The sequence below is a fragment of the Ancylobacter sp. TS-1 genome (assembly GCF_009223885.1).
Lineage (GTDB): Bacteria > Pseudomonadota > Alphaproteobacteria > Rhizobiales > Xanthobacteraceae > Ancylobacter.
Genome location: NZ_CP045144.1, coordinates 927,801 through 940,613, shown reverse-complemented (window position 1 = coordinate 940,613; position 12,813 = coordinate 927,801). Strand labels below are relative to the sequence as shown.

Sequence of the window (12,813 nt, the reverse complement as noted above, 5' to 3'; positions counted from 1 at the left end):
CTTGCCCGCCGGCCGTCGCCGGGCTTTCGACACGCACTTTCGTCGATCCGCGAGGCAGGCTAGATACCACTCAGCATGCCTTCGATCCGCGATCGGGGCCGGCCGCCCGTCCGGCCCGGTCCGCCGCGTCTTCCACCGCCACTTTCCGCACGTTCCCGGAGTTCGCCGATGCGCCAGCTTCTCGTCATCGTCCTCGCGGCCGGGGAGGGTACCCGCATGCTCTCCGATATGCCGAAGGTGCTGCATCAGGTGGCCGGCCGTCCCATGGTCTCGCATGTCCTCGATGTCGCCCTGGCGGCCGGCGCGGCGCAGGTCGCCGTCGTCGTCGGGCCCGATCATGAGCGGGTGGCGGCCGAGGTCCGGCGGGTGTCGCCTTCCGCCGAGGTCTTCGTGCAGGAGCAGCGGCGCGGCACCGCCCATGCCGTGCTGAGCGCCCGGGCGGTGCTGGAGCGCGGCTATGACGACGTGGTGGTGATGTATGGCGACACGCCGCTGGTGCGGCCGGAGACCATCGACCTGCTGCGCGCCCCGCTCGCGGAGGGCGCGGCGGTCTCGGTGCTCGGCTTCCGGCCGGAAAGCCCGGCGGGCTATGGCCGGCTGCTGGTCGCCAATGGCGAACTCGTCGCCATCCGCGAGGAGAAGGACGCCAGCGAGGCCGAGCGCGCCGTCGGCCTGTGCAATGCGGGACTGATGGCGCTCGACGGCGCGGCGGCGCTCGCGATCCTCGACCGCATCGGCGATGCCAACGCCAAGCGCGAATTCTACCTGACCGACGCGGTGGAGGTCGCCCGCGCGCTGGGGCGCGCGGCGGCCGCCTGCGAGGCGGCGGCGGAGGAGGTGGTCGGCGTCAACAGCCGCGCCCAGCTCGCCGAGGCGGAAGCGATTCTCCAGCAGCGCCTGCGCCAGCGCGCGCTCGACAGCGGCGTGACGCTTGTGGCGCCGCAGACCGTGTTCCTCTCGGCGGATACCAGCTTCGGCCGCGATGTCATTGTGGAACCGAATGTGTTCTTCGGTCCGGGGGTGCGGGTCGAGGACGGCGCCACCATCCGCGCCTTCAGCCATGTCGAGGGCGCCCATGTCGGGCAAGGGGCCATTGTCGGCCCCTTCGCCCGGCTGCGGCCGGGTGCCGAGCTGGGGCAGGGCGTGCATGTCGGCAATTTCGTGGAGATCAAGGCGTCCGAGCTGGCACCGGGGGTGAAGGTCAACCACCTGTCCTATGTCGGCGATTCCAGCGTGGGGGCGAACACCAATATCGGTGCCGGTACCATCACCTGCAATTATGACGGCTTCCGCAAGCACCGCACCACCATCGGCGCCAACGCCTTTGTCGGCACCAACAGCCTGCTGGTCGCTCCGGTGACGGTCGGCGACGGTGCCTATCTCGCCACCGGCTCGGTCATCACCGACGACGTGCCGGAAGATGCGCTGGCCATCGGCCGGGCGCGGCAGGTCAACAAGCCCGGGCTGGCCTCGCGGCTACGGGCGCGGCTATCGGCGGGCCTCGCGCCCAAGAAGTGAAGGCGCCCAAGAAATAACACTTATGACGCGATACGAAGCGACATCCGATTTGATTTCGGTACGGCGGTGACGCCCGGTTAAACCCGGCGGCATAGGCTCGCGGATCGTCGTTTCACGGAAAGGCCCGGCTCATGTGTGGAATCATCGGCATCGTCGGCACGGCTCCGGTGGCGGAGCGGCTGGTCGAGTCGCTGCGGCGGCTGGAATATCGCGGCTATGATTCCGCCGGCATCGCCACGCTGGAGGGCGGGCACCTCGCCCGCCGCCGCGCCGAGGGCAAGCTGCGCAACCTTGAGGCCGTGCTGAAGGAGGCCCCGCTCACGGGTCACAGCGGCATCGGCCATACGCGGTGGGCGACGCATGGCCGCCCCAGCGTCGCCAACGCCCATCCGCACGCCACGACCGAGGTGGCGGTGGTCCATAACGGCATCATCGAGAATTTCCGCGAACTGCGCGATGAGTTGCTGGCGGGCGGCGCCAATTTCGAGAGCGAGACCGACACCGAGGTGGTCGCCCATCTAGTGACGCGGGAGCTGCGCGGCGGCTCCAGCCCGGTCGACGCGGTGGCGACGACGCTGCCGCGCCTGCGCGGCGCCTTCGCGCTCGCCTTCCTGTTCGACGGCGAAGAGAACCTGCTGATCGGCGCCCGCAAGGGCTCACCGCTGGCCATCGGCTACGGCAATGGCGAGATGTATCTCGGCTCGGACGCCATCGCCCTTGCCCCGTTCACCGACACCATCTCCTATCTCGACGATGGCGACTGGGCGGTGCTGAACCGCGACGGCGCGCAGATCCGCAATGCGGCGAACGCGCTGGTCGAGCGGGCGGCGCAGAAGACGACGGCCTCGTCTTTCCTGGTCGAGAAGGGCAGTTTCCGCCACTTCATGGCCAAGGAGATGCACGAGCAGCCGGAGGTCGTCGCCCATACGCTGGCGAACTATCTCGACATGGCCAGCGAGACGGTGCAGTTGCCCCCGCTGCCCTTCGACTTCGCCAAGCTGGACCGCATCTCCATCGCCGCTTGCGGCACTGCCTATTATGCCGGCCTCGTCGCCAAATACTGGTTCGAGCGTTATGCCCGCCTCTCGGTTGAGATCGACGTCGCCTCCGAGTTCCGCTACCGCGAGGCGCCGATGCCGGCCAACGGGCTCGCCATTGTCATCTCGCAGTCCGGCGAGACCGCCGACACGCTGGCCTCGCTGCGTTATGCCCGGGACGAGAAGCAGCATCTGCTCGCCGTGGTGAACGTGCCGACCTCGACCATCGCCCGCGAGGCGGAGGTGGTGCTACCGACGCTCGCCGGCCCCGAGATCGGCGTCGCCTCCACCAAGGCCTTCACCTGCCAGCTCGCCACGCTCGCCGCCATCGCGGTGGCGGCCGGGCGCGCGCGCGGCGTGCTCTCGGCGGAAGAGGAGCGCACCCTCGTCCACGCGCTGGTCGAGGTGCCGCGCCTGATGAACCAGGCGCTGGCACACGGCCCGGAAATCGAGCACCTCGCCCGTTCCATCGCCAAGACGCAGGATGTGCTCTATCTCGGCCGTGGCACCTCCTATCCGCTGGCGCTGGAAGGCGCGCTCAAGCTCAAGGAAATCTCCTACATCCACGCCGAGGGCTATGCGGCCGGCGAACTCAAGCACGGGCCCATCGCGTTGATCGACGAGAAGATGCCGGTGGTGGTGATCGCTCCGCACGATGCGGTGTTCGAGAAGACCATGTCCAACATGCAGGAAGTCGCCGCGCGCGGCGGGCGCATCATCCTGCTGACCGACGAGACCGGGGCGAGGAGCGCGGCGCTGGAGACCGAGGCGACGCTGGTCATGCCGGACATGAACCCCTTCGTGGCGCCGCTCGTCTACGCGATCCCCGTCCAGCTTCTGGCCTATCATACGGCGGTGGTGATGGGCACGGATGTCGACCAGCCGCGCAATCTGGCCAAGTCCGTTACCGTCGAGTAGCCGGCGCCGCTTCCCGTCCGTCACCGCGTCCGGCCCGCCGAAACGCGGGCGGCGGGGAGGGCGATATGTCGCTGGCACCTCTTTCGCATGTCACATCCGTCGAGTAGAAGCGCGCTCGACCATCGTGGCCGAGTGAGAAGTGGGGAAACGCATGACCGCCATCGTCGACATCATTGGGCGTGAAATCCTGGACAGCCGCGGCAATCCGACCGTCGAGGTCGAAGTGGTGCTGGAAGACGGCGCCAAGGGCCGCGCGGCCGTTCCCTCCGGCGCCTCCACGGGCGCGCATGAGGCCGTCGAGCTGCGCGACGGCGACAAGAGCCGCTATCTCGGCAAGGGCGTGCTGAAGGCGGTCGACGCCGTGAACGGCGAAATCTTCGATGCCATCGGCGGCATGGACGCCGAGGATCAGGCGGCGATCGACCAGATCCTGATCGAGCTCGACGGCACCCCGAACAAGGCGCGCCTGGGCGCCAACGCCATTCTCGGCGTCTCGCTGGCGCTGGCCAAGGCCGCCGCAGCCGCGCGCGACCTGCCGCTCTACCGCTATGTCGGCGGCGTCAACGCCCGCACGCTTCCGGTGCCGATGATGAACATCATCAATGGCGGCGCCCATGCCGACAATCCGATCGACTTCCAGGAATTCATGATCCTGCCCGTCGGCGCCCCCACCTTCGCGGAAGGCCTGCGCACCGGCGCGGAGATCTTCCACACGCTGAAGAAGGCGCTGAAGGATGCCGGCCACAACACCAATGTCGGCGACGAGGGCGGCTTCGCCCCGAACCTGCCCTCCGCCGACGCCGCGCTCGCCTTCGTGGTGAAGGCCATCGAGACCGCCGGCTACAAGCCGGGCGAGGACGTGTTCATCGGCCTCGACTGCGCCGCCACCGAGTTCTTCAAGAACGGCAAGTACGACTATGAGGGCGAGGGCGCGGTGCGCGATATCGAGGCGCAGGTGAAGTACCTCGCCGACCTCGTCGGCCGCTACCCGATCTGCACCGTCGAGGACGGCATGGGCGAGGACGACTGGGAGGGCTGGAAGCTGCTCACCGACACCATCGGCTCGAAGTGCCAGCTGGTGGGCGACGATCTCTTCGTCACCAACGTCACCCGCCTGTCGGCCGGCATCAAGCAGGGCGTCGCCAACTCGATCCTGGTCAAGGTCAACCAGATCGGCTCGCTGACCGAGACGCTGAACGCGGTCGAGATGGCGCACAAGGCCGGCTACACCGCCGTCATGTCGCACCGCTCGGGCGAGACCGAGGATTCGACCATCGCCGACCTCGCGGTGGCGACCAATTGCGGGCAGATCAAGACCGGCTCGCTGGCCCGCTCGGACCGCACCGCCAAGTACAACCAGCTGCTGCGCATCGAGCAGGAACTCGGCCCGCAGGCGATCTATGCCGGCCACTCGGCGATCAAGTCGCTCGGCTGACACCCTGCTGTCTATCTCCTGCGGCGGTCTGTGCCGCCGGCGTCGATCCCCGGGCCTCGTCCCGGGGATTTTCGTTTGTGGTTCACCGCCGCGCGCGGGTTGTCCGGGGCGCTGATGCAGCGGGGGCCGGGGCGAAGAAATCCGGCGGTTCGCGAATACGGTTAACGGACGCTCAACCGAGCCTCGCTAGGCTGGGCCTCATGATCATACGCACTCGCTGGCGCTCCATCCTTCAGACCGTCACCCTGCATCTCGGGGCGGCGGCGCTGATCGGCTATTTCGCCTTCCAGGGCTATAACGGCCAGTATGGCTTGCTAGCCCGGCGCTCCTTCGAGCAGCAGCACACCGATCTCACGCAGGAACGCGACAAGCTGCGCAGCCAGCGTCTGGCGCTGGAGTCGAAGGTCAGGCTGCTCTCGCCCGACCTGATCGACGCCGACATGCTCGACGAGCAGGCGCGCGCGCTGCTGAACCTCATCAACCCCAAGGATCTTGTGCTGCTGCGCGCACCTGCAGCGCCGTCCGCGCAATAAGCCGAAAAAAGTCGGTCACCCCGTGCTTCTCTGGCATGCCAGAGCCGTGCGGATAGGAAATCACGCTATTCCAGACGCTTAACTTAAAGTGAGTTAAACGTCATATTGAACTGAAAACAAGTTCAAACGCAGAAACCATTGCGCTCACAACATGTTGTGCGCCGCAGCATTGCGTTCCGCGCGTAGCGCATTGCCCCAAGGTGCGTTATGTAGCTCGACCATAAGATCCCGAGCTGAGGATGCGCCATGGTCGTTGCCGCGAAGAAACCAGCCGTCGCAAAAGCCGCTACCCCCAAAGCTCCCATGAAGGCGGCGGCCAAGAGCCCCGCGCGCCGTTCCGAGAAGACGGGGGCGGTTGCCGAGTTCTCCAAGGAGGAGGAACTCGAGGCCTATCGCCGGATGCTGGAGATTCGTCGCTTCGAGGAAAAGGCCGGCCAGCTCTACGGCATGGGCCTGATTGGCGGCTTCTGCCATCTCTATATCGGCCAGGAAGCGGTGGTCGTCGGCATGCAGGCCGCACTCCGCGAGGGTGATCAGGTCATCACCGGCTATCGCGACCATGGCCACATGCTGGCCACCGGCATGGACCCCAAGGGCGTCATGGCCGAACTCACGGGCCGCCGCGGAGGCTACTCCAAGGGCAAGGGCGGCTCGATGCACATGTTCAGCACCGACAAGGGCTTCTATGGCGGCCACGGCATCGTCGGCGCGCAGGTCTCGCTCGGCACCGGTCTCGCCTTCGCCAACCGCTACCGTGACAACGGCAATGTCTCGCTGACCTATTTTGGCGACGGTGCGGCCAATCAGGGCCAGGTTTATGAGAGCTTCAACATGGCGGAGCTCTGGAAGCTGCCCGTCGTGTTCATCATCGAGAACAACAAGTACGCGATGGGCACCGCGGTGAACCGCGCCTCGGCCCAGACCGACTTCTCCAAGCGCGGCGCCTCGTTCAACATTCCCGGCGAGCAGGTCGATGGCATGGATGTGCGGGCGGTCAAGGCGGCCGGCGCGCGCGCCGTCGAGTTCGCCCGCTCGGGCAAGGGCCCGTACATCCTCGAAATGCTCACCTACCGCTATCGCGGTCACTCCATGTCGGACCCGGCCAAGTACCGGTCCAAGGAAGAGGTGCAGAAGATGCGCACCGAGCACGACCCGATCGAGCAGGTGCGTGCCCGCCTTCTGGAGAAGAAGTGGGCCGCCGAGGACGAGCTGAAGGCTATCGACGCCGAGATCCGCGACCGGATGAACGCGGCGGCCGATTTCGCCAGCGCCGACCCGGAGCCCGACGTCTCCGAGCTCTACACCGACGTGCTGCGCTGAGCGGCGGGGCGCCGGGGATGCTCGCCGAGCTGTTCTGGGTCGCGCTTGTCGTCGGCGTCTCGTCGGCGGCGGTGCTGTGGGTTCTCGCCGCCCGGCTCGCGCTGGGCGTCGTCCGCGACCGCAGCGGCGGCTTCGGCGACGGTGTGCTGGCCATACTGTGGCCCTTCGGGGCGCGTCAGGCCGACGCTTCCGGCGCCAGGGCGATCCTGCTCAACAAGATGATGGTCGCCTTCTTCATCGCCATTCTCGTCGCCATCGCCTCGATGGCCGTCTACAGCAACCTGACTTTCGTGCTGCCCGTACGGGTGCAGTGACGCGCGATTTTCGACGCACGTTTCTTTGGGGAACGCCGCCATGCCGACCGAAGTTCTGATGCCTGCCCTGTCTCCCACCATGGAGAAGGGCAACCTCGCCAAGTGGCTCAAGAAAGAGGGCGACCAGGTCAAGTCCGGCGACGTCATCGCCGAGATCGAGACCGACAAGGCGACGATGGAAGTCGAAGCCATCGACGAGGGCACCCTCGGCAAGATCCTGGTGCCGGAAGGCACGCAGGATGTCGCGGTGAACACGCCGATTGCCGTCATCCTCGCCGATGGCGAGGATGCGAGCGCCGCTGCCGCGCCGAGCCCGAAGGCCGCCGAATCCGCGCCGCCGGTCGCTGCCGCCCCGGTCGAACCGGCCCCGGTCGCCGCTTCCGCCCCGACCGCCCCCGCCATTGTGTCCGCGCCGCAGCCGGAAGTGCTGCCGGAAGCCGACGTTCCCGAAGGTACCGAGTTCGTCAACCAGACCATGCGCGAGGCGCTGCGCGACGCCATGGCCGAGGAGATGCGCCGCGACGGCGACGTCTTCGTCATGGGCGAGGAAGTCGCCGAGTATCAGGGCGCCTACAAGATCACCCAGGGGCTGCTGCAGGAGTTCGGCGCGCGCCGCGTGATCGACACCCCGATCACCGAGCACGGCTTCGCCGGCGTCGGCATCGGCGCGGCCTTCGCGGGCCTCAAGCCCATCGTCGAGTTCATGACCTTCAACTTCGCCATGCAGGCGATTGACCAGATCATCAACTCCGCCGCCAAGACGCTCTACATGTCCGGCGGTCAGGTGCATTCCTCCATCGTGTTCCGCGGCCCGAACGGCGCGGCGGCGCGCGTGGCGGCCCAGCACAGCCAGGATTACACCTCCTGGTACAGCCACATCCCTGGCCTCAAGGTCATCGCCCCCTATACGGCGGCCGATGCCAAGGGCCTTCTCAAGTCGGCCATCCGCGACCCGAACCCGATCATCTTCCTTGAGAACGAGATCCTGTACGGGCACGCCTCGCCGGTGCCGAAGCTCGACGACTTCACCGTCCCGATCGGCAAGGCGAAGATCGCCCGGCCGGGCAAGGACGTGACCCTCGTCGCCTGGTCGATCGGCATGAACTACGCGCTGAAGGGCGCCGAGGAACTGGCCAAGCTCGGCATCGAGGCCGAGGTGATCGACCTGCGCACCATCCGTCCGCTCGACATCGAGACCGTCATCGCCTCGGTCAGGAAGACCGGTCGGGCGGTCACAGTGGAGGAGGGCTGGAGCCAGTCCGGCGTCGGCGCCGAGATCGTCGCCCAGCTTGTCGAGAAGGCGTTCGACTATCTCGACGCGCCGGTGCTGCGTGTGACCGGCAAGGATGTGCCGATGCCCTACGCCGCCAACCTCGAGAAGCTGGCCTTGCCGTCGGTGCAGGACGTCGTCGACGCCGCACGGGCCGTGACCTATCGCTGAGGCCGGAGAAGCGCCATGTCCGTCGAAATCCTGATGCCGGCCCTGTCTCCGACCATGGAGAAGGGCAATCTGGCCAAGTGGCTGAAGAAGGAGGGAGACAAGGTCGCCCCCGGCGACGTCATCGCCGAAATCGAGACCGACAAGGCGACGATGGAGGTCGAGGCCATCGACGAGGGCACGCTGGCCAAAATCCTCGTGCCGGAAGGCACTGCGGACGTGCCGGTGAACCAGATCATCGCCGTGCTCGCCACCGATGGCGAGGACGTCAAGGCGGTCGCCTCCGGCTCCAGTGCCGCCCCCGCCAAGGCCGAGGCTCCCAAGGCTGAGGCGCCGAAGGCTGAGCCCGCAAAGGCGCCCGAGCCGGCTTCCGCTCCCGCTCCCGTCGCGGTGGCTCCCGCTCCGGCTCCTGCCGCCGCCGCTTCCGCTCATGGCGAGCGCGTCTTTTCCTCGCCGCTGGCGCGCCGCCTCGCCAGGGAGAAGGGCGTCGATCTCGCCTCGGTGAAGGGCTCCGGCCCGCATGGCCGCGTCGTCGCCGCCGATGTCGAGGCGGCTCCCGCCGGTGGCGCCGCCAAGGCGCCGGCCGCGGTTCCCGCTGCGCCGGCTGCCGCTCCCGCCTCGGTTGCCGCTCCCTCCGCCAGCGCGGTGCTGGAGCAGGCGAAGGCCTTCTATGAGCCGGGCACCTATGAGGAAGTTCCGCTCGACGGCATGCGCCGCGTCATCGCCCAGCGCATGACCGAGGCCCGGCAGACCGTGCCGACCTTCTACCTCACCGTCGACTGCGACGTGGACGCGCTGCTCAAGCTCCGCGAGGAGCTGAACAAGTCGGCGCCCGAGAAGGACGGCAAGCCCGCCTACAAGCTCTCGGTCAACGACTTCGTCATCAAGGCCTATGCGCTGGCCTTCCAGCAGGTGCCGGACGCCAACATGGTGTGGGGTGGCGACCGCTACCTCAAGCTGAAGCACTCCGACATCGGTGTCGCGGTGGCCATCGACGGCGGCAAGGGCCTGCTGACCCCGATCATCCGCAAGGCCGAGACCAAGACCCTCTCCGCCATCTCCAACGAGACCCGCGACTTCGCCGCCCGCGCCCGCAACAAGAAGCTGATGCCGCACGAATATCAGGGCGGCTCCTCGGCGATCTCGAACCTCGGCATGTTCGGCATCAAGGACTTCACGGCGATCATCAACCCGCCGCACGCCACCATCCTCGCCGTCGGCACCAGCGAACAGCGCGCCGTGGTGAAGAAGGGCGAACTGGCGGTCGCCACCGTGATGACCGTCACCATCTCCTGCGACCACCGGGTGATGGACGGCGCCATGGGCGCGCAGCTCATCGGCGCCTTCAAGGCGATCATCGAAAAGCCGATGTCGATGCTGGTCTGAGGAACGATCATGGCGAACAACTACGACGTCCTCTTCATCGGCTCCGGCCCCGGCGGCTATGTCGGGGCGATCCGCGCCGCCCAGCTCGGCCTCAAGGTCGGCGTGGTCGAGCGCTCCTATGTCGGCGGCATCTGCCCGAACTGGGGCTGCATCCCGGCCAAGGCGCTGCTGCGCTCGGCCGAGATCATCCACTACATCGAGCACGCCAAGGATTACGGCCTGATCGCCGAGAAGACCGGCGTTGACATCGCCGGCGTGGTGAAGCGCTCGCGCGGCATCGCGGCGCAGATGAGCAGCGGCGTCGGCTTCCTGCTCAAGAAGAACAAGGTTGACGTGATCTGGGGGCAGGCGACGCTCACCGCCCCCGGCAAGGTCTCTGTTGCCGCCAGCGAGGGCGCGCCCAAGGGCGCGCTGCCGGCCGGCGAGTACACCGCCAAGAACATCGTCATCGCCACCGGCGCGCGCCCGCGCGCGCTGCCCGGCATCGAGCCGGACAAGAAGCTGATCTGGACCTATTTCGAGGCGCTGGCGCCGGCCAGCGTGCCGAAGTCGCTGCTCATCATGGGCTCGGGCGCCATCGGCGTCGAATTCGCCTCCTTCTACAAGGCGATGGGCTCGGATGTGACGATCATCGAGCTGCTGCCGCAGATCCTCCCTGTCGAAGACGAGGAGATCGCCGAGCACGCCCGCAAGCGCTTCGAGAAGCAGGGCATCAAGATCCTCTCCGGTGCCAAGGTCTCCAAGGTCGTGAAGGGCGCCGACAGCGTCACCGCGACCGTCGAGACGGCGGACGGCAAGAGCCAGACCCTGACCGCCGACCGGCTGATTTCCGCCGTCGGCGTCGTCGGCAACATCGAGAATCTCGGCATCGAGAAGCTCGGCGTGAAGACCGACCGCGGCTGCGTCGTCATCGACGGGCTGTGCCGCACCAACGTGCCGGGCATCTGGGCCATCGGCGACGTCGCCGGCCCGCCGATGCTGGCGCACAAGGCCGAGCATGAGGGCGTGATCGCCGCCGAGGCCATCGCCGGCAAGTACGCCCACCCGATGGACAAGCTGATGATCCCCGGCTGCACCTACTGCATGCCGCAGGTCGCCTCCGTCGGCCTGACCGAGAAGAAGGCAAAGGAAGCCGGCTTCGAGATCAAGGTCGGCCGCTTCCCCTTCATCGGCAACGGCAAGGCGGTGGCTCTGGGCGAGTCCGAGGGGCTGGTGAAGACCATCTTCGACGCCAAGACCGGCCGCCTGCTCGGCGCGCACCTTGTCGGCGCGGAAGTCACCGAACTGATCCAGGGCTTCGTTCTGGCGATGAATCTGGAAACCACCGAGGAAGAGCTGATCAACGCGGTCTTCCCGCACCCGACGGTTTCTGAGACGATGCACGAGAGCGTGCTGGCCGCCTATGGGCGGGCCATCCACATCTAGCCTTCCCGGCCGAATGGCTTCATCCGGCCGATGAGGAAAAAGCGGTAGATCGGGGCAGGGCCGCTGTGCGGCCCGCAGGGGCAGGAGCCTGACGATGGACGGAGATGTCTATTCCGCTTTGAACCAGCCCGGTGTCGGCTGGTTCACCATGATCATCATCGGCCTGCTCGCCGGCTGGATCGCCGAGCGGGTCACCGAAAGCGATCATGGGCTCTTCACCAATCTGCTCATCGGGCTTATCGGCGCCTTCGTCGGTAAGTATCTGGCGGAATGGGCGGCCATTCCGGTTTTCGGCTTCTTCCGCACGCTGCTCGCCGCTGCCGTGGGCGCCGTCCTTGTGCTGTTCCTGTGGCGGAAGCTGCGCGGCAGGTAGTGCGCCGGCCCGTCATGCGTCCGGCACGGGGCGGATGCGTGAGGGGCGCTCTTTCGCGACGCGCGGACGAGGCTTAACTGTGGGGCAACGCAATCGGCCTGCGCCCAGGGCGCAGTAAAGCCAGCGGAAAGCGAATGGTCGTCGTTCTCAATACCCTCAACCGCGCGCTCGAAAAGCCCCGCCACCCGGAAAAGGCGAAGCGGGCGGAAACGCCGGTGCTCAAGAAGCCGGACTGGATTCGCGTGCGCGCGCCCGGCACGCCCGGCTGGCAGGAGACGGCGGATATCGTCCGTGCCAACGGCCTCGTCACCGTGTGCGAGGAAGCGAGCTGCCCGAACATCGGCGAGTGCTGGCAGAAGAAGCACGCCACCTTCATGATCATGGGCGACACCTGCACGCGCGCCTGTGCCTTCTGCAACGTGCGCACCGGCATGCCCGGTCCGCTCGACATGGACGAGCCACAGAAGGTGGCGGACGCGGTGGCGAAGCTCGGGCTGGAGCATGTCGTCGTCACCTCGGTGGACCGCGACGACCTTGCCGATGGCGGCGCCGAGCATTTCGCCCGCACCATCCGCGCGATCCGCGAAACCAGCCCGAAGACCACCATCGAGATCCTGACACCCGACTTCCTGCGCAAGGACGGCGCGCTCGAAGTGGTGGTCGCGGCGCGTCCGGACGTGTTCAATCACAACCTCGAATGCGTGCCCTCGCTGTACCTGAAGGTGCGGCCCGGCGCGCGCTACTTCCATTCGCTGCGCCTGCTCCAGCGGGTGAAGGAGATGGACCCGTCCATCTTCACCAAGTCCGGCATCATGGTCGGGCTCGGCGAGGTCAGGAACGAGGTGCTCCAGCTCATGGACGACCTGCGCTCGGCGGACATCGACTTCATGACCATCGGCCAGTACCTGCAGCCGACCCGCAAGCACCATCCGGTGATGGGCTTCGTGACGCCGGAGGACTTCAAGTCCTACGAGACCATCGCCTATGCGAAGGGCTTCCTGATGGTCTCGTCGAGCCCGCTGACGCGTTCCTCCCACCATGCCGGCGAGGATTTCGCCCGCCTCCGCGCCGCCCGCGACGCCAGGCTCGGCGCGGGCGCCTTGGCGACCGCCTGAG

Annotated in this window: 11 protein-coding genes; all 11 read left to right on the top strand. The window is 67.3% G+C overall.

Annotated elements, in window-relative coordinates; all coding sequences use genetic code 11:
- Positions 1–168: 168 nt before the first annotated feature.
- On the top strand, positions 169–1,518 hold the full coding sequence (gene glmU / locus GBB76_RS04620; RefSeq protein WP_152302206.1) for a bifunctional UDP-N-acetylglucosamine diphosphorylase/glucosamine-1-phosphate N-acetyltransferase GlmU: 1,350 nt from the start codon (positions 169–171) through the stop codon (positions 1,516–1,518).
- A gap of 131 nt (positions 1,519–1,649) precedes the next feature.
- Positions 1,650–3,473 carry a glutamine--fructose-6-phosphate transaminase (isomerizing) gene (glmS, locus tag GBB76_RS04615; protein ID WP_152302205.1) on the top strand — a complete coding sequence of 608 codons (1,824 nt, stop codon included), beginning with the start codon at positions 1,650–1,652 and terminating at the stop codon, positions 3,471–3,473.
- 151 nt (positions 3,474–3,624) lie between these two features.
- Positions 3,625–4,908, top strand: a complete 1,284-nt coding sequence (gene eno / locus GBB76_RS04610; RefSeq protein WP_152302204.1) for a phosphopyruvate hydratase — start codon at positions 3,625–3,627, stop codon at positions 4,906–4,908.
- A 200-nt stretch (positions 4,909–5,108) separates the two neighbouring features.
- The gene (locus GBB76_RS04605; protein ID WP_152302203.1) at positions 5,109–5,441 is read left to right on the top strand and encodes a septum formation initiator family protein; all 333 of its coding nucleotides are present in this window, start codon (positions 5,109–5,111) and stop codon (positions 5,439–5,441) included.
- Positions 5,442–5,744: 303 nt separating this feature from the next.
- Entirely contained in the window at positions 5,745–6,761 is a 1,017-nt protein-coding gene (gene pdhA, locus GBB76_RS04600) for a pyruvate dehydrogenase (acetyl-transferring) E1 component subunit alpha (RefSeq protein WP_152302202.1), read from the top strand.
- A gap of 17 nt (positions 6,762–6,778) precedes the next feature.
- Positions 6,779–7,075: a hypothetical protein gene (locus GBB76_RS04595; protein ID WP_152302201.1), complete on the top strand. Its 297-nt coding sequence runs from the start codon at positions 6,779–6,781 to the stop codon at positions 7,073–7,075.
- Positions 7,076–7,115: 40 nt separating this feature from the next.
- Positions 7,116–8,516, top strand: a complete 1,401-nt coding sequence (locus GBB76_RS04590) for a pyruvate dehydrogenase complex E1 component subunit beta (RefSeq protein WP_152302200.1) — start codon at positions 7,116–7,118, stop codon at positions 8,514–8,516.
- 15 nt (positions 8,517–8,531) lie between these two features.
- Positions 8,532–9,899, top strand: a complete 1,368-nt coding sequence (locus GBB76_RS04585) for a pyruvate dehydrogenase complex dihydrolipoamide acetyltransferase (RefSeq protein ID WP_152302199.1) — start codon at positions 8,532–8,534, stop codon at positions 9,897–9,899.
- 9 nt (positions 9,900–9,908) lie between these two features.
- Positions 9,909–11,324, top strand: a complete 1,416-nt coding sequence (gene lpdA, locus GBB76_RS04580) for a dihydrolipoyl dehydrogenase (RefSeq protein WP_152302198.1) — start codon at positions 9,909–9,911, stop codon at positions 11,322–11,324.
- 94 nt (positions 11,325–11,418) lie between these two features.
- Positions 11,419–11,697, top strand: a complete 279-nt coding sequence (locus GBB76_RS04575) for a GlsB/YeaQ/YmgE family stress response membrane protein (RefSeq protein ID WP_152302197.1) — start codon at positions 11,419–11,421, stop codon at positions 11,695–11,697.
- A 134-nt stretch (positions 11,698–11,831) separates the two neighbouring features.
- A complete protein-coding gene (gene lipA / locus GBB76_RS04570) occupies positions 11,832–12,812 on the top strand; it encodes a lipoyl synthase (RefSeq protein ID WP_152302196.1) in 981 nt (326 codons plus the stop codon).
- Position 12,813 lies beyond the last annotated feature (1 nt).